We start from the raw sequence: 23,248 nt of genomic DNA on the forward strand, positions 1-23,248 counted from the left end.
GCGGGGCTTTGGAATAAGGACCTTTGAAGTCGAATTCTCACCCGTGAAGGTCATACAATGCGCCTCAGCCGTTACTTTCTGCCCGTTCTCAAGGAAAACCCGTCCGAGGCCCAGATCGTCAGCCACCGGCTGATGCTGCGCGCCGGGATGATCAAGCAAGCATCGGCCGGGATTTATTCCTGGCTGCCGCTGGGTTTCAAAGTTCTGCGTAAGTTGGAAAATATCATCCATGAAGAGCAGGCGCGCGCAGGCCATATCGCGATCCAGATGCCGATTATCCAATCGGCAGACCTGTGGCGTGAATCCGGGCGCTATGATGACTACGGTCAGGAAATGCTGCGTATGAAGGACCGGCATGACCGGGATATGCTGTTCACACCCACGGCCGAAGAGCTGGTCACCGATATCTTCCGCGGCCACGTCAGCAGCTACAAGGACCTGCCGCTGACGTTGTACCAAATCCAGTGGAAGTTCCGTGACGAGATCCGCCCGCGCTTTGGCGTGATGCGGGGGCGCGAGTTCTACATGAAGGACGGGTATAATTTCGACCTGACCAAAGAGGACGCGCTGCACGCATATAACCGTCATCTGGTTACCTACCTGCGCACCTATGAGCGCATGGGCCTGCAGGCTATTCCGATGCGTGCTGATAGCGGCCCGATCGGCGGCGACAACACCCATGAATTCCTCGTACTGGCCGATACGGGTGAATCCGAAGTGTTCTATGACAGCGCCGTCACCGACCTGACGTTTGGTGATCGTCAGATCGACTATGACAGCCGAGAGCAGTGTCAGGCCATTCTGGAAGAGTTCACCTCGAAATACGCCCGTACCGATGAAACCCATGACGAGGCGCTGTTCAATCAGGTGCCCGAAGAGCGTCGCCGTGTGGCGCGCGGGATCGAAGTGGGCCAGATCTTCTACTTTGGAACCAAGTATTCCGAGGCGATGGGCGCGACTGTTCAAGGCCCCGATGGCAAGCCAACGCCGGTCCATATGGGCAGCCATGGCATTGGTGTCAGCCGCTTGATCGGTGCGATCATCGAAGCCAGCCATGACGACAAGGGCATCATCTGGCCCGAGGGCGTAACACCGTTCCATTGCGGTATCGTAAACCTCAAGCAGGGTGATGATGAGGCTGACGCCGCCTGCGACAAACTCTATGGCGCGCTGACCGCACTGGGTCTTGAGCCGCTGTATGATGACCGCAACGAACGGGCAGGGGGCAAGTTTGCCACCATGGACCTGATCGGCTTGCCGTGGCGTATCACCGTCGGGCCGCGGGGTCTGAAAAACGGCGTCGTTGAGCTGACCTGCCGCCGTACCGGTGAAAGCGAGGAGTTGAGCCCCGAAGCTGCCGTCACGAAAGTTGCCGAAATCTATGAGCAAATCGCCTGAACAGGATCATCGGCCGCTGATCTCGGTCGTCACCGTTACGCGGAACCTGATCGAAGCAGGGCGCGAGGTGCAAGTCCTCGCCGCCCTGGACAGCGTGCAGTCGCAAAAGCTCCGTGACATCGAGCATGTGATCTGGGACGGCCAATCCGATGACGGAACGCAAGACCTGCTGAAAGACACGATTCAGAAATTCTCGGAGTCGGGCGACCCCATTCCGGTGCGGTACTTCTGCGAGGCAGACAAAAGCCTGTATGACGCGATGAACCAGGCGGTTGATCGGTGTCGCGGCGAGTATGTCTTGTTTCTCAACTCGGACGATCTGATTGCAGACCCTGACAGCCTGTTGAGGGTGCAAAAAGCTATCGAGCCCGATAAGCCCGATTTTGTGTATGGTGAAACCGTCTTTTTCGATGATGAGGGCAACCGCCGTCATGCCCGTCGGCTAACCCCGAAATCCATCTTGCAGCGCTTACCATTCGGTCACAATGCGATGGTCCTGAAACGTGCGTTGTTTCAGGAATTGGGCGGTCACGACCTGCAATTCCGTATCGCCGCGGACTATGACATGGTTTTGCGAATGATCCTGTCTGGCCATTCCGGCCAGCGGTTGCAGGCCCCAATATCACTGTTTCGGATCGGTGGAGTATCAGCAGACACAGACGCTGCCGGGGCCGAAATGGCCGCATGTTGGCTGAAAAACTACAGTCAGTTCTGCGATCTGTCCGGGTACTCGGACGCGCAGCGCTTTGGGTGGTACAAGCAAGGCCATTTGCCGGTTCGGGTTTCAGGCGCCATTTTGCTGAATTCGCTATCGCAGCCCGCTATCGCGCGTGCCGCGCTTTACAGCCTGACAAAGACGTTACGTCGCAAGGCTCAGTTCTGGCGGTCTTTCTAGGTTCACTGCGGTTCCGGTCGTTCCGTCAGAATTTCACCATCCGCACTGTTGCCGCGTGCTACGACAATCGGACGGCCCAGACGTCTGACCAGATCTTTGTATTCGAACCCTAGAAAGCGTATCCCACAAACCCGTTGATCGGTTGTGCGATCCGTAATGCACAGCCGCCCCTGACGGAATGCCAATCGGTATCCTTTGTCTTTCAGGATATCGGTCAAACTTGCCCAGCTTGCCGCTGTATCGAAAACAGGGCGAATGACTGCGCGCAACAATGCGGCTGTTTCACAATCCAGTTCTGAAGATGCGTTTCGGACCAAAATCGGGTCCAACAATTCCTTATTACTCTTTACAAACATGAGCGACCCCCGCTCTTAAAATGATATCCCCCTTACATCTAGGGTGACAAAGTTTTAAAAAATAAGCAAAAGGCGAAAGAATATTGCTTAATCAATGTTGCATTTTGAGTTCAGTAACTCACGCAACGGTCCTATTGACTTCATAGCTGAAACAATTGGGGGTTGTCTGTGAAAGGGGTCACAACCAAGGGTGTAATCTGGATCTTTTCTCTCTCCTTTCGCCAGAGCGAACTTCCCGACACCTAGGGTGATTCGTATTGGGCCATGCCAATAAAAGTCGCAGGATTGCCTATCACCGGGCGGGATGCGCATAACCACCTTGACCATCCCGGCAAATGCCGAAAGGGTCGCGCAAACCAAAAAGCCCCGGAGCAGACATGGCCAAGACGCCCCCGCCCTTTGCCCCATTCGAATGGAAGATCGCCTGGCGATACCTGCGCGCACGCCGTGCCGAGGGCGGTGTCAGCGTGATGACCTGGATTTCACTGATCGGAATTACACTGGCGGTGTTTGCCCTGATCGCGACGCTGGCCGTTCGGTCCGGCTTCCGATCCGAGTTCGTGGGTACCATTCTGGGGGCCAATGCGCATGTCACTGTCTACTCGGCGGGTAATTTTGATGCGCAGGGTAACCTGGACCGCACCATCGCGGATTATGACGGAGTGGCTGAGCGCGTTGCGCAGGTGCCCGGCGTTGAACGCGCCGCGCCCTTGGTCAAAGGGCAGGTGCTGATTACCAATCGAGAGCGCAGCAGCGGGGTTGAGGTCTTTGGCATTCAGCCTGACGACCTGCTGGACCTGCCCGGCGTCGCCGAAAGCGAACAGGCGGTGGGGGATCTTTCCGAATTCCAGAATGGAGAGGACTTTATCGCCATCGGTTCGGGCGTGGCGCGCAGTATTGGGGCAACTGTGGGGGATACGGTCAAACTGACGTCCCCTAACGGGGTGAAGACGGCCTTTGGTACCTCACCTCGTGTGAATGCCTATAGGGTGGTCTATGTCTTCTCGGCCGGGCGTTATGATATCGACCGCACCCGCGTTTATATGCCGTTCGAACAGGCGCAGGGCTTTTTCAACCGCGAGGGCGTTGCGGATGAGATCGAGGTGATGGTTGACCGCCCTGAAGAACTGACACCGATCCTGATCCCTATTCTTGAGGCCGCCGGCGAACGAAGTCAGATCTGGACCTGGCAGGACGCCTCGGGCGGGTTCCTGCGCGCGTTAGAGGTCGAGGACAACGTGATGTTTATCATCCTGTCGATCCTCGTGTTGATTGCGGCGATGAATATCGTCTCGGGGTTAATCATGCTGGTGAAGAACAAGGGGCGCGATATCGGCATCCTGCGCACCATCGGTCTGAGCGAGGGGTCCGTACTGCGGGTGTTCTTCATCTGCGGTGCATTCACCGGCATCATAGGCACCGTGATGGGTGTTGTTCTGGGTTGCTTGTTCGCGATTTACATCGACCCGATCTTTTCGTTCGTGAACTACGTCATGGGTGGCGGTGTCTGGGACCCTTCCATTCGCGGCATCTATGCCCTGCCCGCCGAACTGCACCTGTCGGACGTGTTGAAGGCAATCGGCTTGTCGCTAGGCCTGTCCTTTTTCGTCACCTATTTCCCCGCCCGCCGCGCGGCGCGGCTGAATCCGGTTGAGGCGCTGCGCTATGAATGATGTGACATTGCGATTGAGCGGTCTGACCAAGACCTATCTGAAGGGCACACCGGGCGAGGTTCAGGTGCTGCGTGGGGCCGATCTGGAACTGCACGCGGGCGAAGCGGTGGCGCTGGTTGCACCATCCGGCGCGGGCAAGTCGACCCTTTTGCACATTGCCGGTTTGCTGGACACGCCGGATGACGGCTCGGTCGAGATTGCGGGTCAGAATGTCAAGGGTAAGGGCGACCGGACACGCACCGCATTGCGGCGTCAGGACGTCGGGTTCGTCTATCAGTTCCACCATCTGCTGCCCGAATTCACGGCGCTGGAGAATATCACCTTGCCGCAACTGGCCAACGGGGTGTCCGAGGCGGCGGCACAAGCGCGGGCGAAGTCTTTGCTGGACCGCGTTGGTGTGGCACCGCGCGCTGATCACCGCCCGGCGGCGCTGTCAGGCGGTGAACAACAGCGGGTTGCTTTTTGCCGGGCGCTGGCCAACAAGCCGCGCGTTCTGCTGGCGGATGAGCCGACAGGAAATCTGGATCCCGAAACCTCGGATCAGGTGTTTGACGCGCTGATGGCACTGGTGCGGGACGAGGGGCTGTCGGCACTCATCGCCACGCATAACATGGAACTTGCCGCGCGGATGGACCGCAAGCTGCGGTTGGAGGGCGGTGTACTCAGGCCAGTTGAGTGATCGCAACGCCCGCGGCCATCACGGCGATCCCACCTGCGCGTATCCATGTCAGCGGCGTGACTTGCGCGCCGAAAAGCCCGAAGTGGTCGATGGCTGCCGTGCTGATCAGTTGCCCGAGTAAAACGAAGAACACCGCATTACCGACACCGAAATGCGGTGCGACATGGGTGATGGATAGGACGTAAAAGGCGATCAGGACACCGGCCAATAGCAGGTGTTTCGGGGCCTGCGTGACTTTGGGCAGCGCGCCCGTGCCGGTAAATAAAACCATCACCAGCGCGGATGCTGCGAACGCGATGGCAAACAAGATGACGGCGGCGGTGGTCGGTGATCCGATCAGCTTTCCAAGAGCCGCGTTCAGAGCGGCAAGGATTGGAACGCCAATCCCGGCGGCCAGCATGATAACTGCATATTGTGTCATTGCCCGTACCCATCTGCTTCGTTGATCTGGATCATTGCGCCAAGCCGGCCCTCGGGCAAGCCTGTATATGTCAATCGTGACAGGAGGATGCGATGCCCAGACCCCTAATGACTGCCGTTTCGTTCGGAGTGCTTGTGACCGCTGTGCAGGTCGCGGCACAGGATGTGGATACCGGGGCCGAGCTGTATCAGCACTATTGTGCAACCTGCCACGGAATCGATGCGACCGGGCATGGGCCGATGGCGGGGATATTGGTCATTCAGCCGGTTGATCTGACCAAGCTGGCCGGAGAAGACGGTGTTTTCCCAACTGCGCGCGTCGTTGCGCGGATTGACGGGCGCGATCCGTTGGTCAGCCACGGCAGCCCGATGCCAGTCTATGGTCCTTATTTCGACGGGCAGGACACCTCGATGAAAACACCCGAGGGGCAGCCGATTCTGACCAGCCAGCCGATCGTGGATCTGATCGCCTATCTTGAAACATTGCAAGGCGGGTAACGTCTAGCGGCAAATGCCTTCGGTCTTTGCGCCGCTCCAGGGGATGACGATATCGCGCTCACGCGGTTGGTTCGGCAGGGGTGAAATGTCGAAATGCGCGCCCAGCATGTCGTGCAAGCGTTGGGTGCGGGGGGCTTGAGGGTCCAGCGCCCGGCAGCAGACATATTCCTCGACAATCGCGCCTTGTTGTTCAAACCCGTAGGATAGGAAGTCGGACGAGGTTTCGATATCAAACAGATAGGGGTCCTTGTTGCCACCATGCTCGGCCGCTGCACGCAAAGGGTGATAGCCTGTGGTTTTCCGGTTCTGCCATTGCCACACATGTGTCAGCTCATGCGCCAGCAGCATTCCGGCGATTAGGTTCATCTGCTCGGGGAAGTCGGACATATAGTCCTCAAGATACCACTCACGCGTGAAATAGACCTTGTTGAACAGGGCTACGGCGGCGGGCTTTGCTGTGACGACCCCTTCGGTCGGGGCTGGCAATATGCGTTCACGGCAGGCCAGACGGGGCCGTTCCTTGCGGTAAAACGTGATTGGCGCGACCGGAGCCCCCTCGACCAGGCGCACCCGATCCAGATTCAGCGACTCGCCCTGAACAGCGGTGGCAAAAGCACGTTCCTGCTCGGTCAGCGGGCGACCGCAGGATGCAAGCAGAAGGAGAACCATCATCAAAATGCGGCAGGTCATGAAGTGAGCCTAGTGTGAAGCACCCGCACTGCAACCGGTTTTACAGGCTCATCGCCAAAACCCGGCTGATTTCCGTCAACGACCGCCCGGATTGGTCCATCCAGGTGTTGAATGCGTCTTGAACGGCAGCCATCGCCTTCTTGGAGCTTGGCGCTTTGTCGATCACGCCTTCAGCAATCAATCGGGCGGTGACGTCCCGCGACAGGATGAAACTGTCGCGCCCGGCAAATCGCATGGCGTATTGCGCCGAGGCCCCACCCAGACGCGACCCGCGCTTGCCTAGCATCGCCAGCAAGCCGACGTAATCAGTCGAGGGCCAGCCGCCCAGCACCTTTCCCACACCACCTTCCTGACGCAGTTCCAGCAGAAACGCGGCATTGTCGCGGACCGTGGCGATCTTGGTGCCATTGCGGACAATGCGGGTGTCTTGCAGCAGGGCGTCGAACTTCTCATCATCCATAAAGGCGCAGCGACCGACGTCAAAACCATCAAAGGCAGCTTCAAACCCATCCCATTTGCTTTCGATAACCTTCCAGTTGAACCCGGCCTGAAAGACGCATTTCGTGATGATCGACAGCCAGCGATCATCGGGCAGGGCGGTCAACTCAGCCACGCTTTTAGGTTTGCTCAGCTTGGCCCGCAACGCGTCGGGCCCACCGTGGCGATTGGCAGCCATGGTGTAGATCTCATCGAAATGGTGCATCGGTGTCCTCCGCAGGCAGGGTTGCCTGTTCATTGTCGGGTTGCAAGCGTTGAAACAATATGCCCAGAACATGCGCGGAAACCCCATGCGCCGCACCCGACTTGATTTCGGACAAGGATCATGCCGCGTCACGGACCTAAATAGGGGCCAACATTGACGGAGAATACCATGCTGGGTTGGGCCCTTTTCCTTGCCGCACTGATCACCTTTCTGCTGACCCACGCCATCCCCGCCCGACCCGTCGTGCGCGGGCGGTTGATCGACGTGATGGGACGCAGGGGGTATTTTACGGCCTATTCCGCGTTGTCCCTGCTAGTTTTGGGCTGGCTGATCGTCGCCGCAGCGCAAGCGCCCTATGTTGAAGTAATTCCACCGCTTCCCATCCTACGTTGGGTGCCGCTGTTGACCATGCCTGTGGTGTGCTGGTTGGCGGTGGCAGGTTTGACAATCCAAAATCCGTTTTCTTTTGGCGGCCTGGGTCACCGTCGGTTCGACCCCGAAAACCCCGGTATCCTGCGCGCCACGCGTCACCCGCTTCTTGCTGCCATGATGCTGTGGGCCTTGGCGCATCTTCTGGCGAATGGCAGCCTGTCGCATGTCATCTTATTTGGTCTTTTTGCAGGTTTTGCGGCGTGGGGCATGGCGCTGATCGATCAGCGCAAGGCGCGCGATATGGGGATCGAATGGGTACGCCTATCCCGCAATACGGCGCGGTTTTCCCTGCGCGCGCCGCAACCCTGGCCTGGCTTGGGGATCGCGCTGATTTCCTTGGCCGCATTTGTGGTTCTGCTTCACCTGCACGCGCCTGTGATCGGCCTTTCGCCCCTGCCATAACGCAAGGAGTGGCCGGACCGGGTCATGCGTGCTATCTGGAAAGTCACACTTTAGGACTATGAGGGTCTTTCAATGTATCTGGCCTATGTTACCACCACCGATCGCGGCGCGACCGACCGCCTGCTGAGCGCCGTTGCCGAACATCTTCTGGCCAACGATGCCCGTCTGGTCGGCGTGGTTCAAACTAACACCGAATGCGCCGACAGCAGCAAATGCGACATGGATGTCCGTGTGCTGCCAGATGGCGAGACCATCCGCATCTCGCAATCTCTGGGCGAGCATTCGCGCGGTTGTCGGCTGGACCCGGCTGCGTTGGAGCGGGCTGTGGGGTATGTCACCAACTCGCTTGAGGATGCGCCGCAGTTGCTGATCATCAACAAGTTCGGCAAGCATGAGGCTGACGGGCGCGGTTTTCGCCCGGTGATCGCCGAAGCGTTGACGCTGGATATCCCCGTGCTGGTCGGCGTGAACGGTTTGAACAAGGAAAAGTTTCAAGAGTTCACCGGCGGCGCGGCCGAGCAGTTGGAGCCGAACCTCGAAGCCATCTCTGCTTGGTTCGACCGGGTCAACGCGCAACGCGCGGCTGCGGCCTGAGTTAACCTCTCGTTGGGTAAACCTCTGTAATCCTGACTTGTTTCGTTCCACCTGTGCTGCAATCTTCGATTTCGGAGGAGATTGCACATGTGGACCAACTGGGCCGGAAACCAGCGTACGCAGACGCCGATCAAACGCCCAACCTCGATTTCCGAGTTGCAGCAAGCCGTGGCGCAGTCAGGCACGCTGCGGGTCGTTGGGGCCGGTCATTCGTTCACACCCATTGTTGCCGGTGGGGATCGGATACTGGACTTGTCGGATATCGACTTGCCAGTGGTCGGAGAAGTCGGGGAAGACAAGGTTTGGGTGAACGCAAATGCCCGGCTGCGCGACTTGTCTCCGGCCTTGGCGGGGCAGGGGATGGCTTTTCGCAATCTCGGTGACATCAACACACAGTCTTTGGCCGGTGCAGTATCAACCGCCACACACGGCACCGGACGCTCGCTGCCCTGTCTGGCAGCGGAAATCACCGCCGCAAAACTGGTCAGCGCGGGTGGGGATATTCTGACAACCGACGACCTTCCGCTTGAGATGGCGCAAGTCACTTTGGGCATGTTGGGCATTTTGACCGAGGCCCAAATCTCGGTCGTGCCGAAATACAACCTGCGCCGAAGGGTACGATTGGCTGATCTGCAGGACTGCATCGCCAACATGCACCAGAACTGGGTCCAGAACCGAAATTTCGAGTTCTTCTATATCCCTTTCACCGGTAAGGCCGTCGAGCTGCGCCATGAAATTTCAGACGCAGCCGAAAGCAGGGCACCACGTGATCTGGACATGATTGCCGTCAAAGTGCTGAAGCTGGCGCGCAATGTTGGTCGGCTCAGCAGTGGGCTACGCGATTTGCTGTTGCGACTACTGACCATGGCGCAATCGGATGAAGATTATGTGGGTGAAAGCTGGCGGGTACTGTGCAGTGACAGGCATATTCGGTTCAAAGAAATGGAATACCACCTGCCGCCTGACGTCGCCCAAGATGTTCTGCAAGAGGTCATTACCCGGCTGCATCGCGACCACAAGGATATCTATTTTCCAATTGAAGTCCGCCAAACTGCGGGCGACTCGGCCTGCCTATCCCCATTTCAGGGCGGGCCGCGCATTTCAATAGCAATCCACACAGATGCGGACGAGGATCACCAGCGATACTTTGACGCCATTGAGCCACTATTTGTCGAAGCTGGAGGAAGACCGCATTGGGGCAAAATGCACAGCTTGGGCTTCACTGAACTATCCACCATGTATCCTGATTTTGACCGTTTCTGCGCGCTGCGGGAACAATTGGACCCGTCGGGCAAGTTCCTTATGCCCGCGCTTGCCAGGCTGTTTCGACCATGACGAACTATCTGCAATCCCTCTCTGAAACGCTGCGTGGGTATGGCGTGGACAAGCCGGTCGCGGTGGTTGATCTGGACAGGCTCAATGCAAATTGTGCCTTGGCGGTGGACAGGTCGGATGATGGGTTGGACCGTCGATTGGTCGCCAAATCCCTGCCTTGTTTGCCGCTGCTGGATCATGTTCGAGGCCTGATCCAAACCTCGGGCCTGATGACGTTTTCCGAGCCCATGCTGCTGGCGCTTTTGAAGGCCGAGCCGAAAGCCGACCATTTGATCGGCAAACCGTTGCCGATCCGGTCAGCTGCGCGGGTTCTGAGCGAATGTCCAGACGCTGCTGCGCGGGTTCAATGGCTGATCGACTCGTCGGAACGGTTGCAATCCTATCTGGCCCTTGCAGCGGATCGTCAGCTAGCCCTGCGCCTGTCGCTTGAGGTTGATATCGGCCTGCATCGCGGTGGCTTTCAACCAGATCAAGTTGCGCGCATTGCGCAAGAAATTGAGACAAACCCTAATGCGCGGTTGTCCGGTGTTATGGGGTACGAGGCGCATCTGGCCAAACTGCCGAATTTTTTGGGCAAGCGTGCCTTTAGGGCCAGCGCGGATGCGTTTGATCACGCCGTTTCCAGCCTGCCGAATGAGGCCAAGGGGCTGTGCCTGAACACGGGTGGCAGTCTGACTTTTCAGTCCTACCGCACAACAGGTAAGACCACCGAGATCGCTTTTGGGTCGGTCCTCGTGAAACCCACAGATTTCGACCACAAAACGACACAGGGATTTCAACCCGCAGCGTTCATCGCGACTCCGGTTTTGAAAACCATGCCCGGTAATTCGCTGCCGGGATTGGATTTTCTGGCCCGGCGCAAAACCGATCTTGCGATTTTCGGGGGGTATTTCCGCGCTAAACCGGTATTTCCCAACGGCTTTGGCTATTCCTCCATTTTCGGACGTTCAACCAATCAGGAGGTCTGGGCAGGCCCACCTGATGCGCCCGTCAAACCCGGCGACATCGCCCTGCTACACCCAAGCCAGAGCGAGGCTGTGCTGAACCAGTTCGGGATCGTATTGGCGGTTAGGGGTGGTCAGGTAGTGGACGAATGGGAATGCCTGCCGAATTAACGGCCCCTTGCACTTTGTCACCATCAGAAGAAGATGGTGGGCGACCCTGGAATCGAACCAGGCGTGCGTCTCCGCGAGGGAGTTACAGTCCCCTGCCACACCTTGCGGCCTGTCGCCCACTGTCAGGCGTTGCACCTGACGTGGAGGCGTGATTACTAGCGCCTTAAAGGAGCGTCAACAGGAAAATACCGCTTTGACGCAGGAAACCGATTTCCCGGCCCGGAGGCCCAAGAAATGAAGAAACCCAAGTGGGTCGTTGAGAAAGAACAAGCCCGTAAAGCGGCTGCGTCCGAAACTGTCTGGCTGTTTGGCCTTCACGCTGTACGCGATGCGTTGATGAATCCGAAGCGGCAAAAACTGCGTTTGATCGTGACGCGAAATGCGCAGGACAAGCTGACAGAGGCCATTGATTTTGCAGGGATTGAGGCCGAAATGGTCGATCCGCGCAAATTCACCGCGCCGATTGATCCGGGGTCTGTCCATCAAGGCGCAGCGCTTGAGGTTAAACCGCTGGATTGGGGTGGGCTGGCCGAGAATTGCATCGGGCGCGAACATCCTCGCGTGATTCTGCTGGACCGGGTGACCGACCCGCATAACGTCGGGGCGATTCTGCGCTCAGCCGAGGTTTTGGGGGCCAGTGCGGTGATCGGCACGCGGCACCATTCGGCGCCGGAAACCGGGGCGCTGGCCAAAACCGCTAGCGGCGCATTGGAACGCCAGCCGTATTTGCGGGTCCGCAATCTGGCCGACTCCATCGTCGAGCTTCAGAATATGGGCTTTCTGGTGCTGGGTTTGGATGGAGAGGCCGAAGAGACCATCGAGACAGCGTTGGGTGGCAAACTTGATCAGCCGGTTGCGTTGGTATTGGGGGCCGAGGGGCCGGGCTTGCGGCAAAAAACCAAAGAAACAGTTGATCAACTGGTGAAAATCGACGCAGCGGGCGGGTTTGGGTCACTTAACGTCTCAAATGCTGCCGCAATTGCCCTATATGCCTCAAGGCACAGATAGACAGGAGAGCGCCATTCCCAGCCCGTCCAAAATCGCCACCTGTTGTTATTGCGGGACCCGCGCTGCGCTGGTTCTGAAAGGTCAGGACCGTCATGAGCTGAGCTGTTCCAGCTGCGGGGCGCCATTGCATAACCTCAAGATGATGCCCAAGCGTAAATTGTCCGAAAGCCAATCAAAGCGTGGTGCGGCAAAGCCGACTGTAAGCCACAAGAAAAAGAAGCAGAAAAAGAAAAAGAGTGTCTTCTCACGCGTGTTGGATGAGGCATGGGATGTCATCGAAGACATCTTTGATTGATGTGGGCCTGGGCGACACAGGTGATCACAAGCCCGTTAAGTGGGGTGTCACTTGGTCATAAAACTTGCATCTTGAGACCCTGATGACCTTGTTCCGATTTCTGTGATGTTGACCCGACGTTTTCTTCTGGGCGCGATTGCCGCCGCTTTGATCACTCCTGCCGCAACAGCGCAGGAGATACCTGTCTTCTACGTGACCGATGGCACCGCGATGTCCGGGTATGACGTGGTGTCGTATTTCAATGGCGATGCTCCGGTTCATGGTCAGCCGAAATACGCCGTCGTCTGGAAAGGGGCCCAATGGCACTTTGCAACCGCTGAGAACCGTGACGCGTTTGAACGTGATCCACGTGCCTTTGCCCCTCAATTCGGTGGATATTGCGCCTACGCCATGGCGCATGGATCGCTTGTTAGCACCGATCCCAAGGCATGGCAGGTAGTGGACGGTCGGCTGTATCTGACCCACTCACCCGAAATCGAAGCAATGTGGCGTGAAGCCAGGACGGAATATATCCGTATGGCCGAAGCGCATTGGCCTGTAATTCTTTACGAGCAATAGGCGGGTTTCCGCTTTTCGTGATCTGTCATCACAAAAATGCGCATCCCCTCTTTTTTTCTCTCAACTTATGCCTAAATGTCACAGTGACCGCGGAACGGAACTGCCGCGGGTCATTTCACTGTCCCTCGTTCCAACAACTGGCGCTCAGGTTCGACCTGGGCGCTTTTTTCTTCGGTAAGGACGGCATAGGGTGCGCAGATGGCCGACTATTCCGATAAGCACCTGAAAGAGGTTCTGCAGCGCACCAAGGTGGTCGCCGTTGTAGGCGTTTCAATGAACCCCGTACGCCCCAGCTATTACGTGGCGCGATATCTGTCGTTGAAGGGTTTTACTGTCATTCCGGTCAATCCGGGCCACGCAGGCAAGGCGCTATTTGGTCAGACCGTCAGGGCTTCGCTATCCGAGATTTCTGAGCCCGTGGATATGGTCGATATTTTCCGCCGGTCGGAAGCTGTGCCACCGATTGTGGATGAGGCATTGGATGCCTTCCCGAACCTGCGCACCGTCTGGATGCAGATCGGAGTTGAAAACGCCGATGCCGCCGCCAAAGCGCAGGCGCGCGGGGTGGATGTGGTGATGAACCGTTGCCCCAAGATCGAATATCAGCGCCTGTTTGGTGAGTTGCGCATGGGCGGATTTGCCACTGGTGTCATCTCGTCCAAAATCTAGCCGCCGGTATAGGGCAAGAGATCGCCGTATTGTTCCACGCGGCGCTTCTCCAAAACGACGTCGCGTGGCACCCATTCGTATTTTGTGTCTTCGATCAGCGGCGACCAAAACAGCACTCCGCCATAGCGCCACGGATCCAACACCACACCGTCATACATCGTTTCCCCTCTGCGGCTGATGATAGCCGTGCTGTGATCGATTCTGAACGGGTTGTCGGCGTTGGCGATGGCGCGGTGCAGGTCAAGCGTCTGGAAGTTTTCCTGCTTCAGGCGGCGCTCGATATCTTCGGCCCAATGCCAGCACAGCCCGCGCGGGCGCAGACCCTTGTTGACCTTGGCGTTGTGGATCAACGGAGGGTCGGTGATTTCGTATTCCTGCACCAATTGCGCCGTATAGGAATAGGCAATACGCGCGGCGCGGTCAGCCTCTTCCGGGTCGATATCGGGGCCGAGGCTGCGTATTTCGCTGGCCAGCCGTTGAACTTCATCTCCGGTCGAAGGGGGAGGGGACGCGCATGCCCCCAACGTCAGAAGGGCCAGCACCAAGGCCAAAGCTTTGATCATCTGCGTGCCCTTCGATCTGCAAAGCATGAAACACGATGATAAAGGGTTGAGCGGTATGACGAAACCCTGCCGATTACCCCTTGGGGCGCGCGGATTTTTCGGCGATGCCGCTGGTGCCCTGACGACGTTCCAATTCCGCCAGCACATCATCCAGTGCCACATCCCGCGCAGCCAGCATGACAAGCAGATGATAGAGCACATCCGCCGCCTCTGCCGTAAGCGCGGCCTTGTTGTCCTTGACGGCCTCGATAATGGCTTCGACGGCCTCTTCGCCGAATTTTTCGGCGCATTTCTCGGGCCCTTTTGCCAGTAGCTTGGCGGTCCAACTGGAGTCAGGATCAGCGTTTTTGCGGGCCTCAATTGTGGCGGCCAGATCGTGTAGAATACTCATGTCAGCCTCATCGGGATACCTGCGGCGGTCATGTGTTCCTTGGCTTCGCGGATGGTGTATTCGCCGAAATGAAAGATCGAGGCGGCAAGAACCGCGCTTGCCCCGCCCTTAGTGACGCCTTCGACCAGGTGGTCAAGGTTGCCAACCCCGCCCGAAGCGATCACTGGTACGTCCACCGCGTCGGAAATCGCGCGGGTCAGGGGCAGATTGAACCCGGCTTTGGTGCCGTCGCGGTCCATTGACGTCAGCAGGATTTCCCCAGCACCTTTGGCGACGACGGTTTTGGCGAATTCCACCGCGTCAATGCCGGTGGGTTTGCGGCCGCCGTGGGTGAAAATCTCCCACTTGCCGGGGCTGACGGTCTTCGCGTCGATGGCACAGACAATGCACTGGCTGCCGAACTGATCAGCCGATTCCGCAATCACATCGGGGTTTGCCACGGCGGCCGAGTTGAAACTGACCTTGTCCGCACCAGCCAGCAACAGAGCGCGCACGTCATCTTTAGTACGCACGCCGCCACCCACGGTCAGGGGCACAAAGCACTGCTCGGCGGTGCGTTGTACCACGTCAAACATTGTACCGCGGTTTTCATGGGTGGCGTGGATGTCCAGAAAGCAGATCTCATCTGCGCCGGCGGCGTCGTAGGCCTTGGCCGATTCAACCGGGTCACCGGCATCACGCAGACCAACGAAATTCACGCCCTTGACCACACGGCCATCAGCGACATCCAGACAGGGAATGATGCGGGTTTTCAGCATGTCGGCATCCTTTGTTGCCGCACCTCTACCTACAAAGCCCCGCCGATGCCAGTGCTGAACAGCCTGACTGTGGCGGGGCACAGGTTGCGTTATGTGCAATCAGTTTGTGTGCAGTATCTTGAGGGCCGACAGAAGGTTCGCCTTGTCATCCGTCCACGGAACCTGACCGTCGGTGACCAAAGGCTCCCACTTGCCGGTATCGATGAACGATTCGATGCGATTTTTATCTCGGCTCAGGATGACGACATGCGTGTCAGACGCGCCAGTTTTTTCTTCTTCCTCGGTGGCATCGTCCATTTGAAGTGCCGCGTGCAGGTTCAGCGTTGCTGCGGCTCGCGCCAGTTGCGGTGAAAGATCGTAATACTGGTTCGAGATATGGAAAACCAACGTGCCATCCTGATCCAGATGGTTCAGATAGACCTCGATTGCCTCCTGCGTGATCAGGTGGAGCGGTATCGCGTCTGAACTGTAGGCGTCCAGCACCATGATATCAAAGTCGAACTTTTGATATTCCAGAACGATCCGGGCGTCGCCCAGATGGGTGGTCGTGTCCGGTGCACATGTGGACATATACGTGAACAGTTCAGGGTCGCGTGCAATGCGATCAACGGTTTGGTCGATCTCAAAGAAATCCCACGTCTGATGCGGTTGCCCATAGCAAGCCAACGCACCGGTGCCAAGGCCGACAATTGCGACATTGTCCGAGTTCTGGCCGTATTCCGATGTCAGGATTTCGGCCATAGGCCCGTTCGGATGATAATACGAAGACCCAACCGGCCGCGTACCAGGCGGTGTTTGCCTTTGCCAGCCGTGTACGGTGGTTCCGTTCTTGTAGACCCGGAACTCTTTAAAATCATAGACGGCGTGGGTTCCGAAAAAGCTGCGATCGCGGAAATAGACCTGGGTCTTCGAGATCAGGTTCGGTGCCAAAACGATCAGCAGAACTGTCGCCAATCGGGTCGGGGCATTTCTAAAGGCCAGTAGCACTGCGGCAACAAGTGAGGACGCCACCAAGATACCAAGTGTGCGAGAGTCGAACACGAGGCTGAAGCGCAGTGCGCCTGTCACGAACAACAGCGGAATCGACGCAATGATTCCAATGGCAATGTGACGGATACTAAAAGTACCTGCGTGCAGCAGAAACAGTCCACCGGTCGCAATGAGTGTCAGGGCGAATTCGATCTCGCGGTCAAAGAAGACCGGCGCAATGATCGAGTTGAACAGGCCTCCACAAGCCCCTCCAACCGAAAGCGCCAGATAGAAGACGGTCAGATGCTCGGCTGGTGGCCGAAGTTCATACAGAAGCCTATGCGCAAACAGGGCGACCAGAAAGAGGATCGGAACATACAGCATCATCAACGCCAAGGCCTTATGCGTCGGTGCAACCTTGGACAGCAGGACCACGGCGATTGCCAGCGCGATCAAAACCGGAACTTTCAGACTATCCAGGGTGACTCGACGCCATTTGGTAAAAGCGAGAATGAAGGTCAGGATATATGTCGCCAGTGGCAGAACCCAGATTAGCGGGATGGCACCAAGATCGATGCTGAGCTTGGTTGTTGTGGCCAGCATCAGGGATGACGGAATGAATGCAATGAACACCCAAGTGGAAATTGTCTTGACGCTTAAGGCGCTGCCTGTCGTTTGCGGTTCATGTACGGCGACAGGTTCGGTTCCACCACGAAGGGCAAACACACCACTGACGGCCATAAGAATACCAAACACGACAAATCCGACGGACCAGAACAGGCTGATGTCTTGCGCACCAAAGAAAGGATCGGCCATCAGTGGGAACGCCAACAGGGCCAGCAGCGATCCAACATTGCTGGCTGCGTACAGAAAATATGGATCGTTGGCCGATGGACCGCCAGAGCGCGAATACCATGCCTGAAGAAGCGGGGCATTTGCGGACAGCACTGCAAATGGAACGCCGACCCCTGCCGCAAACAGAATCAGCGTTTGAAGGGCAATAGATTGCGAAGAATCGAATCTCCAGCCTTCTTGCGTGGCCAAGGGCAAAAAGCTGAGGGCGATCAGCCAAAGGGCCAGATGTGTAACAAGTTGCCAACGCAGGCTAAACCACCGGGTCAGGATGTGGGCGTACAGATATCCCATGATCAACATAAGTTGGAAAAACAGCATAGCTGTTGTCCAAACCGCCGGTGCACCGCCGATTTTGGGCAAGACGAGTTTTGCGAAAAGCGGTTGAACAAAAAACAGAAGGCTGGCGCTGACAAAAATTGTCGCGCAAAAACTGATGACCGGAGCATAATAGCGCCAATTCTCAGTCGGTTGAGATACGTTTGAAACGGACACAGTGAAACTCCGGCATTAGATTGCGGTTCAGCCCTAGCGACGGAATAAGACTATTTTGCGGCTGATATGTGCAAACTCTTACCGGAAACGTGGAATTGTTCACGATTTGTCATCGGTCGCGGCGGGCCCATTGAAACCCATTTAATTCGCAACCGGCAAAGCCTCGCCGATGCCGGAGATGTGATTGCCACCCGGTTCAAAACTGTGAACACTGCGCCCAAATTCATCAGGAGATCAAAGAGATGCGTAAACTTTTTTTGACAGCCGCTTTTGTATTTGGGGGGACCGTCGCAGCGATGGCAGACGATATCATCAAGGTAAACACAGCTAAATCCGTACCCGAGGTAATGGATGCACTTGAAGCCGCCGTTGGCAATGCAGGCGCGACCGTATTTGCGCGCGTCGATCACGCGGCTGGTGCGGAAAAGGTCGGGCTGAGTATCCCAGCCAATCAGGTGCTGATCTTCGGCAACCCGGCGCTGGGAACGCCCGCGATGCAGATCGACCCGAGGGCGGGATTGTTCCTGCCACTGAAAGTTCAAGCCTATGAGGATGAAAACGGTCAGGTTTGGCTGGCTTATGAAGACCCGAAAGAGACCATGGATGAGCTTGACGACGTCGAGAAATCTCCGGTCATCGAAAAGATGCGCGGTGCGTTGGCCAAACTGACTTCGGTCGCGGCTCAATAACATCAGGAATGCGCCAGCTGCACTTCTTGCTGGCGCATTTGGGCCCGCTCTAGTTGCTCAGGGTGGCCAGGGCCTCTTTCAGATCGAGGGCTCCGTCATAGAGCGCCCGACCAGAAATCGCCCCGTTCAATTCGACGCCGCAATCGCGCAGGGCGATGAGATCATCCAGCGAACTGACACCTCCCGAGGCAATGACCGGGATTGAGACGGCGTGGGCCAGATCGGCGGTTGCTTCAATATTCGGGCCCTGCATCGCGCCATCGCGGTTGATGTCTGTGTAGATGATGGCTGCGACGCCTGCATCCTCGAAACTGCGGGCCAGATCGGTGACCTGAACGTCGGTCTCTTCGGCCCAGCCCTTGGTGGCCACCATACCGTTCCGCGCGTCAATGCCCACAGCGACCTTGCCGGGGAATGCCTTTGCTGCTTCACGCACCAGATCGGGGTTTTCCACTGCAACCGTACCCAGAATTACGCGAGCGAGGCCCTTTTCGATCCAGGTTTCGATTGTGGCCATGTCGCGAATGCCGCCACCCAACTGCGCGGGCACGTTGCAGGCTTTCAGAATGGCCTCGACCGGCGCGGCATTGACCGGCTCACCCGCAAAAGCGCCGTTCAGATCGACAAGATGCAGCCACTCGCACCCGGCCTCGACAAAGGCGCGGGCTTGCGCGGCCGGATCGTCGTTGAACACGGTGGCCTTGTCCATTTCACCGCGCAGCAGGCGCACGGCCTGGCCGTCTTTGAGGTCGATGGCGGGGTAGAGGATCATGTCGGGCGGCCCTATATCTTGGTCAGTCGCGCGGGATATCGCACAGTCAGGGCAGGGGATGCAACGCGACGCAAAGTCATTCTTGCCCGAAGCCGGTCGCCGGGCCAGAGTGATCGCAACACAGGGAGAGCATTATGAAGAAATTTCTACTTGCAGCAGGTTTTGCCACCATGGCGACCACCGCCTTTGCGGCTGACCCGGTTGATGGGCTGTGGAAGACCCAGCCGGGGGATACGGGCGGCTATCTGCATGTAACCATTGCGGAATGTGGCAGTGCGATTTGCGGCACAATTGACAGCGCCTTCGACGGTGATGGCAACCAGCAGTTGGAATATGAAAACCTGGGCAAACAGATCATCTGGGATATGGTGCCCGAGGGGGATGGTCAGTACGACAGCGGAAAAATCTGGGCGCCAGACCGCGACAAGACCTACAACTCGAAAATGACACTGGACAGTCAGAATGAGCTGACTGTCAAAGGCTGTGTTGCTGGTGGTCTGGTCTGCCGTGGGCAGACTTGGACGCGGGTTCAGTAACCGTTCAGGGCGTCCAGGTCAGGAAGTTTCCGATCATGCGTAGGCCCACGTCCTGGCTTTTCTCGGGGTGGAACTGCATGCCAACCATTGTGTCGCGGCCAATCACGGCCGTGACCTCTTGGCCATAGTCCACAAAAGCCAACCGCTCTGCCGGGTCTGTTACCCGAAAATGGTAGGAGTGGACGAAATAGACATGATCACCCGTTTTGACGCCACTGAACACTGGGTGATCGCTTTCCAGCACCAGATCGTTCCAACCCATATGAGGCACTTTCAGCGCATCGTCCGAGGGTTCGATCCGCAGCACATCACCTGCCACCCAATCCAGGCCGTCGGTCTCGGTGTATTCATGACCTTTTGAGGCCATCAGCTGCATCCCGACGCAGATGCCAAGAAACGGGCGGCCATTTTGTTCCACCGCCTCGACCATCGCGTCATAGATGCCCTTGTGGCCGCGCAGTTCGGACGCGCAGGCTGGAAAGGCGCCGTCACCGGGCAGAACCAGACGGTCGGCCCGCGCCACAACATCCGCGTCCGAGGTCACAACGACTTGACCGGCATCCATTTCGCGCGCCATGCGCTGAAACGCCTTTTCGGCCGAGTGCAGGTTGCCGCTTTCGTAGTCGATAATGGCCGTGAGCATTTACAGCGCGCCCTTTGTCGACGGAATCGCATCGGCCTTGCGCGGGTCAGTCTCAACCGCCAGACGCAGGGCGCGGGCGACGGCTTTGAACGCGGCCTCGGCAATGTGGTGGCTGTTAAAGCCGTGCAACTGGTCGATGTGCAACGTGATGCCGCCATGGGTGCTGAGCGCCTGAAAGAACTCGCGTACCAGTTCGGTGTCGAACGCGCCGATCTTGGGCGTCGGCAGGTCCACGTTCCAGATCAGGAACGGACGGCCCGACAGATCCAGCGCACACCGCACCTGGGCGTCATCCATGGGCAGGTGGCATTCGCCATAGCGGCGAATACCTTTTTTGTCGCCTAGGGCCTGGGTCAACGCCTGACCCAGCGCGATGCCGGTATCCTCGACCGTGTGGTGGTCGTCGATGTGATAATCACCCTTGGCACGGATCGTCATGTCGATCAGCGAATGGCGCGCCAGCTGGTCCAGCATATGATCGAAGAAACCGACGCCGGTCTGGTTGTCATAGGTGCCGGTGCCGTCCAGATTGACCTCGACCGATATTTCGGTCTCGGCGGTTTGACGGCTGATCTTTGCGCTGCGCATGGGCGAATTCCTTTTGCTACAGGCGCGCTTATAGACGGGGATGGCCCGCCTTATCCAGACCAAGCGTGGCATTCACCGCAAACTGTTGCAGGGGATTGCGCCCGGTCGCGGCCCATGCCAGCCTGCGGGAAACTGAACCAACAAGGCACGGCCCATGTCCACTTGCGTTTTCATCCAGATTCGCTGCAAACCCGGCACTACCTACAAGGTGGCCGAGGAAATCGCCCTGCGCGAAATCCATTCTGAGCTGTATTCGACCAGCGGTGAGTTTGACCTGCTGCTAAAGCTTTACATCCCCGAGACCGAAGATGTAGGCCATTTCATCAATGAAAACCTGCTGGTGATTCCCAATATCGAACGGTCGCTGACCACGATGACGTTCAAGGCGTTTTAACCAAGCTCAAAGGTCGTGACGCCAAAGATGCGGCTCAGATCGATGTCTGGTTCGTAGTCTGAATACATCCGGGCTGTTTCGAACACCTTGTCCAACCCAAGTTCATCGGCCAGCGCGAACGCTGATGGGTTGGGTTGAGGCATGTCCACGAAAACCTCATGCTCATTGTGATCCTCAGGGATTGCAGTCAGAATTGCGGCCAGCAAAGCCCTTGCGATGTCGGAGTTATCCGCAAACAGGGGGCCAACCTTATACCCAGTGAGGCAGGGGCGAAGTGTTGCGTACCCTCTGATTCTGCCGTTCTCGGTAAAGACTTTCGATACGTGGCTATAGGCACTCAGCCAGTTGCCCAGAAACAAGTCGCGTGGCGCGGGAAACAGTTCGCGATCATAGTCTTTCAAGGCGTCGGATGCTTGGGTCAGATCGGTGATTTGATCGTTCTGTCTGGTTCCCAGCTTAGCCAACATCCGACTTTTCGTGCCGGCAAAACGATAGTTGTTATAGGCAAAGGTAAAGCCGGACTTGCGGTAATTGTCCTGTTGCTCGACCACGCCATCCAGCCCCATATTGCGCCCGGTACAATGGGCCAACGCATGCTGAGCGATCTCAAGCCCGTGGCCATGGTGGCGAAACTCGGGTTTGACGATATAGAACCCCAGGAATGCGAAGGTTTCGTCGTAATTTACCGCTGATACCGACGCGATCATCTCGCCATTCAGAAACCCACCCAGAAACCCATCCGGGTCTGTCGTGCGAAAGCACTCGGCATCATGTTTGCCCGGATTCCACCCTTCGCGACCGGCCCAATCCACGGCGTGTTCGACTTCGGCGGCAGTAAGGGGGCGAATGACATAGTCCGACATGGGCGAATTCCGTGCATGATTGAAATCACGGCCAGAATGGCGCAACGCTTACGAAGAAACCAGTGTGTTTGAAAGGGTTTGTATCTGGAGCGGGCGAGGCGATTCGAACGCCCGACCCTAACCTTGGCAAGGTTATGCTCTACCCCTGAGCTACGCCCGCATCAGATACATATGTTGGTCCGAAGACCTCTCAATGGAGCGGGCGAGGCGATTCGAACGCCCGACCCTAACCTTGGCAAGGTTATGCTCTACCCCTGAGCTACGCCCGCGCCGTTGAGTGAGGAGGGATGTATAAATTCCCACGCGGGCCTGCAAGCAGAAAAAGACAAAAAGGCGGAAAAATCTTTCGACGGAAACCCCGCCGCCGCACGTTCAAACCACAGAGCATTATAAAACAAGAGGGTTCGAGGAGAGGAAATGATACGGGTTGCAGATATGAAAATGGCACTGCTGGCCGCACTGATCGTGTTGACGGCCGTGTTCTGTGCGGAAGATGAGGACAAACTGGTCGAGGTTGAGCCGGTCCTAATGAAAGCACCACTGATTGAGACGCAGATATTGGCGGGATAAGCCCCCGCCAGCCGGATCAGAGCGCCAGCACGAGATTTGCAATTGCGGCCACCAGAATGGCCGTGAAGGTCAGCAGCATCCCGATCTGGCGCAGAATCACGATCTGCGGACTGCGACCGAAGCCATAGGCATGCATCACCCGCCCACTCAGCAGCGCCAGTCCCAGCAGGTTCAGCAGCTGCCCACCCGCGCCTTGCAGTTCGACCATCGCGATCAGCAGCAGGGCAAAGGGTGTGTATTCGACAAAGTTGGAATGCGTCCGCATCACTTTGAGCATCGCCGTATTCCCGCCGTCGCCGTAGGAAATCTTGTCGCTGCGACGTTGGCTGATGACCTTGGCACTCAGCACGACGTACAAAATCGCCAGCAGTGCGGCATAGATTGGGGTGACGGACAGCATCTTGATCCTCCTCGGCGTAAAAAAGGCCGCCCAGTTCCCCGCGCG

Annotated in this window: 30 protein-coding genes and 3 tRNA genes; 17 read left to right on the plus strand and 16 right to left on the minus strand. The window is 57.4% G+C overall.

All coding sequences use genetic code 11. The annotated features are described in order from the left end of the window. Nucleotides 1–57: 57 nt before the first annotated feature. Complete coding sequence (gene proS, locus ACR0JB_RS01220; RefSeq protein ID WP_170548029.1) at nt 58–1,398, plus strand: proline--tRNA ligase; 1,341 nt, start codon at nt 58–60, stop codon at nt 1,396–1,398. Next, complete coding sequence (locus ACR0JB_RS01225) at nt 1,382–2,293, plus strand: glycosyltransferase family 2 protein (RefSeq protein ID WP_480789623.1); 912 nt, start codon at nt 1,382–1,384, stop codon at nt 2,291–2,293. Before proS ends, ACR0JB_RS01225 begins: the two co-directional genes overlap by 17 nt. 2 nt (nt 2,294–2,295) lie before the next feature. Here ACR0JB_RS01225 and ACR0JB_RS01230 read toward each other — a convergent pair whose 3' ends face one another. Continuing rightward, on the minus strand, nt 2,296–2,649 hold the full coding sequence (locus ACR0JB_RS01230; RefSeq protein WP_170347997.1) for a hypothetical protein: 354 nt from the start codon (nt 2,647–2,649) through the stop codon (nt 2,296–2,298). Between the two features lie 377 nt (nt 2,650–3,026). Between ACR0JB_RS01230 and ACR0JB_RS01235 the strand changes: the two genes are divergently transcribed. Together ACR0JB_RS01235 and ACR0JB_RS01240 are read left to right on the plus strand one after the other, a co-directional pair. Continuing rightward, nucleotides 3,027–4,322: a lipoprotein-releasing ABC transporter permease subunit gene (locus ACR0JB_RS01235; protein ID WP_480789624.1), complete on the plus strand. Its 1,296-nt coding sequence runs from the start codon at nt 3,027–3,029 to the stop codon at nt 4,320–4,322. Continuing rightward, a complete protein-coding gene (locus ACR0JB_RS01240; RefSeq protein ID WP_170395610.1) occupies nt 4,315–5,001 on the plus strand; it encodes an ABC transporter ATP-binding protein in 687 nt (228 codons plus the stop codon). Before ACR0JB_RS01235 ends, ACR0JB_RS01240 begins: the two co-directional genes overlap by 8 nt. Here the strand turns inward: ACR0JB_RS01240 and ACR0JB_RS01245 are convergent. Then, complete coding sequence (locus tag ACR0JB_RS01245) at nt 4,985–5,422, minus strand: DMT family transporter (protein WP_170360332.1); 438 nt, start codon at nt 5,420–5,422, stop codon at nt 4,985–4,987. The two genes, ACR0JB_RS01240 and ACR0JB_RS01245, sit on opposite strands and share 17 nt — an antisense overlap. A gap of 92 nt (nt 5,423–5,514) precedes the next feature. Between ACR0JB_RS01245 and ACR0JB_RS01250 the strand changes: the two genes are divergently transcribed. After that, nucleotides 5,515–5,919 (plus strand): c-type cytochrome, encoded by a 405-nt coding sequence (locus ACR0JB_RS01250; protein WP_170504670.1) that lies wholly within the window; start codon nt 5,515–5,517, stop codon nt 5,917–5,919. A 3-nt stretch (nt 5,920–5,922) separates the two neighbouring features. On the opposite strand, the gene ACR0JB_RS01255 is transcribed toward ACR0JB_RS01250, so the two are convergent. Beyond that, nucleotides 5,923–6,609, minus strand: a complete 687-nt coding sequence (locus tag ACR0JB_RS01255; RefSeq protein ID WP_170548032.1) for a hypothetical protein — start codon at nt 6,607–6,609, stop codon at nt 5,923–5,925. Between the two features lie 40 nt (nt 6,610–6,649). Then, a complete protein-coding gene (locus tag ACR0JB_RS01260; protein WP_170395612.1) occupies nt 6,650–7,312 on the minus strand; it encodes a DNA-3-methyladenine glycosylase I in 663 nt (220 codons plus the stop codon). A 168-nt stretch (nt 7,313–7,480) separates the two neighbouring features. Here ACR0JB_RS01260 and ACR0JB_RS01265 point away from each other — a divergent pair, with 168 nt between their 5' ends. From ACR0JB_RS01265 to ACR0JB_RS01280, 4 genes are all read left to right on the plus strand, one after another. After that, nucleotides 7,481–8,146 (plus strand): NnrU family protein, encoded by a 666-nt coding sequence (locus tag ACR0JB_RS01265; protein WP_170348004.1) that lies wholly within the window; start codon nt 7,481–7,483, stop codon nt 8,144–8,146. Between the two features lie 72 nt (nt 8,147–8,218). Next, nucleotides 8,219–8,740, plus strand: a complete 522-nt coding sequence (locus tag ACR0JB_RS01270; RefSeq protein WP_170374471.1) for a DUF2478 domain-containing protein — start codon at nt 8,219–8,221, stop codon at nt 8,738–8,740. Nucleotides 8,741–8,827: 87 nt separating this feature from the next. Further along, the gene (locus ACR0JB_RS01275) at nt 8,828–10,075 is read left to right on the plus strand and encodes a D-arabinono-1,4-lactone oxidase (protein ID WP_170395614.1); all 1,248 of its coding nucleotides are present in this window, start codon (nt 8,828–8,830) and stop codon (nt 10,073–10,075) included. After that, nucleotides 10,072–11,190, plus strand: a complete 1,119-nt coding sequence (locus ACR0JB_RS01280) for an alanine racemase (protein WP_480644154.1) — start codon at nt 10,072–10,074, stop codon at nt 11,188–11,190. Before ACR0JB_RS01275 ends, ACR0JB_RS01280 begins: the two co-directional genes overlap by 4 nt. 34 nt (nt 11,191–11,224) lie before the next feature. Here the strand turns inward: ACR0JB_RS01280 and ACR0JB_RS01285 are convergent. Then, nucleotides 11,225–11,308 (minus strand) — tRNA-Tyr (locus ACR0JB_RS01285). Between the two features lie 116 nt (nt 11,309–11,424). On the opposite strand from ACR0JB_RS01285, the gene rlmB reads away from it, so the two are divergent. The 4 genes from rlmB (at nt 11,425) to ACR0JB_RS01305 (ending at nt 13,720) form a co-directional block, all read left to right on the plus strand. Further along, nucleotides 11,425–12,198 (plus strand): 23S rRNA (guanosine(2251)-2'-O)-methyltransferase RlmB, encoded by a 774-nt coding sequence (gene rlmB, locus ACR0JB_RS01290; protein WP_170395618.1) that lies wholly within the window; start codon nt 11,425–11,427, stop codon nt 12,196–12,198. Then, nucleotides 12,179–12,493 carry a hypothetical protein gene (locus ACR0JB_RS01295; protein WP_174821702.1) on the plus strand — a complete coding sequence of 105 codons (315 nt, stop codon included), beginning with the start codon at nt 12,179–12,181 and terminating at the stop codon, nt 12,491–12,493. Before rlmB ends, ACR0JB_RS01295 begins: the two co-directional genes overlap by 20 nt. 105 nt (nt 12,494–12,598) lie before the next feature. Beyond that, nucleotides 12,599–13,051, plus strand: a complete 453-nt coding sequence (locus ACR0JB_RS01300) for a YHS domain-containing (seleno)protein (protein ID WP_170360318.1) — start codon at nt 12,599–12,601, stop codon at nt 13,049–13,051. Nucleotides 13,052–13,249: 198 nt separating this feature from the next. Next, on the plus strand, nt 13,250–13,720 hold the full coding sequence (locus ACR0JB_RS01305; RefSeq protein WP_170360316.1) for a CoA-binding protein: 471 nt from the start codon (nt 13,250–13,252) through the stop codon (nt 13,718–13,720). On the opposite strand, the gene ACR0JB_RS01310 is transcribed toward ACR0JB_RS01305, so the two are convergent. The 4 genes from ACR0JB_RS01310 to ACR0JB_RS01325 all read right to left on the minus strand — a co-directional run bounded on the left by ACR0JB_RS01310 (nt 13,717) and on the right by ACR0JB_RS01325 (nt 17,574). Then, entirely contained in the window at nt 13,717–14,283 is a 567-nt protein-coding gene (locus tag ACR0JB_RS01310) for a hypothetical protein (RefSeq protein WP_170348011.1), read from the minus strand. The two genes, ACR0JB_RS01305 and ACR0JB_RS01310, sit on opposite strands and share 4 nt — an antisense overlap. Nucleotides 14,284–14,356: 73 nt before the next feature. Then, nucleotides 14,357–14,674 carry a phosphoribosyl-ATP diphosphatase gene (locus ACR0JB_RS01315; protein WP_170348012.1) on the minus strand — a complete coding sequence of 106 codons (318 nt, stop codon included), beginning with the start codon at nt 14,672–14,674 and terminating at the stop codon, nt 14,357–14,359. Further along, nucleotides 14,671–15,432 (minus strand): imidazole glycerol phosphate synthase subunit HisF, encoded by a 762-nt coding sequence (hisF, locus tag ACR0JB_RS01320; protein WP_170504688.1) that lies wholly within the window; start codon nt 15,430–15,432, stop codon nt 14,671–14,673. The genes ACR0JB_RS01315 and hisF overlap by 4 nt, the downstream gene beginning before the upstream one ends. 99 nt (nt 15,433–15,531) lie before the next feature. Continuing rightward, on the minus strand, nt 15,532–17,574 hold the full coding sequence (locus ACR0JB_RS01325; RefSeq protein ID WP_254437371.1) for a fused MFS/spermidine synthase: 2,043 nt from the start codon (nt 17,572–17,574) through the stop codon (nt 15,532–15,534). A gap of 416 nt (nt 17,575–17,990) precedes the next feature. Between ACR0JB_RS01325 and ACR0JB_RS01330 the strand changes: the two genes are divergently transcribed. Further along, a complete protein-coding gene (locus ACR0JB_RS01330; protein ID WP_254429466.1) occupies nt 17,991–18,437 on the plus strand; it encodes a DUF302 domain-containing protein in 447 nt (148 codons plus the stop codon). A 49-nt stretch (nt 18,438–18,486) separates the two neighbouring features. Here ACR0JB_RS01330 and hisA read toward each other — a convergent pair whose 3' ends face one another. Continuing rightward, nucleotides 18,487–19,209: a 1-(5-phosphoribosyl)-5-[(5-phosphoribosylamino)methylideneamino]imidazole-4-carboxamide isomerase gene (gene hisA / locus ACR0JB_RS01335; protein WP_170395624.1), complete on the minus strand. Its 723-nt coding sequence runs from the start codon at nt 19,207–19,209 to the stop codon at nt 18,487–18,489. A 134-nt stretch (nt 19,210–19,343) separates the two neighbouring features. On the opposite strand from hisA, the gene ACR0JB_RS01340 reads away from it, so the two are divergent. Next, complete coding sequence (locus tag ACR0JB_RS01340; RefSeq protein WP_170360309.1) at nt 19,344–19,745, plus strand: DUF2147 domain-containing protein; 402 nt, start codon at nt 19,344–19,346, stop codon at nt 19,743–19,745. A 4-nt stretch (nt 19,746–19,749) separates the two neighbouring features. Here ACR0JB_RS01340 and hisH read toward each other — a convergent pair whose 3' ends face one another. Together hisH and hisB are read right to left on the minus strand one after the other, a co-directional pair. Next, nucleotides 19,750–20,388 carry an imidazole glycerol phosphate synthase subunit HisH gene (gene hisH / locus ACR0JB_RS01345; protein ID WP_170395626.1) on the minus strand — a complete coding sequence of 213 codons (639 nt, stop codon included), beginning with the start codon at nt 20,386–20,388 and terminating at the stop codon, nt 19,750–19,752. Beyond that, nucleotides 20,389–20,976 carry an imidazoleglycerol-phosphate dehydratase HisB gene (hisB, locus tag ACR0JB_RS01350; RefSeq protein WP_170348018.1) on the minus strand — a complete coding sequence of 196 codons (588 nt, stop codon included), beginning with the start codon at nt 20,974–20,976 and terminating at the stop codon, nt 20,389–20,391. A gap of 154 nt (nt 20,977–21,130) precedes the next feature. On the opposite strand from hisB, the gene ACR0JB_RS01355 reads away from it, so the two are divergent. Next, complete coding sequence (locus ACR0JB_RS01355; protein WP_170331970.1) at nt 21,131–21,370, plus strand: Lrp/AsnC family transcriptional regulator; 240 nt, start codon at nt 21,131–21,133, stop codon at nt 21,368–21,370. Here ACR0JB_RS01355 and ACR0JB_RS01360 read toward each other — a convergent pair. The 3 genes from ACR0JB_RS01360 to ACR0JB_RS01370 form a co-directional block, all read right to left on the minus strand. Further along, the gene (locus ACR0JB_RS01360; protein WP_170374497.1) at nt 21,367–22,233 is read right to left on the minus strand and encodes a GNAT family N-acetyltransferase; all 867 of its coding nucleotides are present in this window, start codon (nt 22,231–22,233) and stop codon (nt 21,367–21,369) included. The two genes, ACR0JB_RS01355 and ACR0JB_RS01360, sit on opposite strands and share 4 nt — an antisense overlap. A gap of 85 nt (nt 22,234–22,318) precedes the next feature. Then, a tRNA-Gly gene (locus ACR0JB_RS01365) sits at nt 22,319–22,393 on the minus strand. 34 nt (nt 22,394–22,427) lie between these two features. Continuing rightward, nucleotides 22,428–22,502, minus strand: a tRNA-Gly gene (locus tag ACR0JB_RS01370). Nucleotides 22,503–22,650: 148 nt separating this feature from the next. Here ACR0JB_RS01370 and ACR0JB_RS01375 point away from each other — a divergent pair. Then, nucleotides 22,651–22,803: a hypothetical protein gene (locus tag ACR0JB_RS01375; protein ID WP_170374500.1), complete on the plus strand. Its 153-nt coding sequence runs from the start codon at nt 22,651–22,653 to the stop codon at nt 22,801–22,803. Between the two features lie 16 nt (nt 22,804–22,819). Here ACR0JB_RS01375 and ACR0JB_RS01380 read toward each other — a convergent pair whose 3' ends face one another. After that, nucleotides 22,820–23,203 (minus strand): MAPEG family protein, encoded by a 384-nt coding sequence (locus ACR0JB_RS01380; RefSeq protein WP_170395628.1) that lies wholly within the window; start codon nt 23,201–23,203, stop codon nt 22,820–22,822. Nucleotides 23,204–23,248: the final 45 nt, after the last annotated feature.

The sequence above is a fragment of the Ruegeria sp. BI7 genome (genome assembly GCF_056537925.1).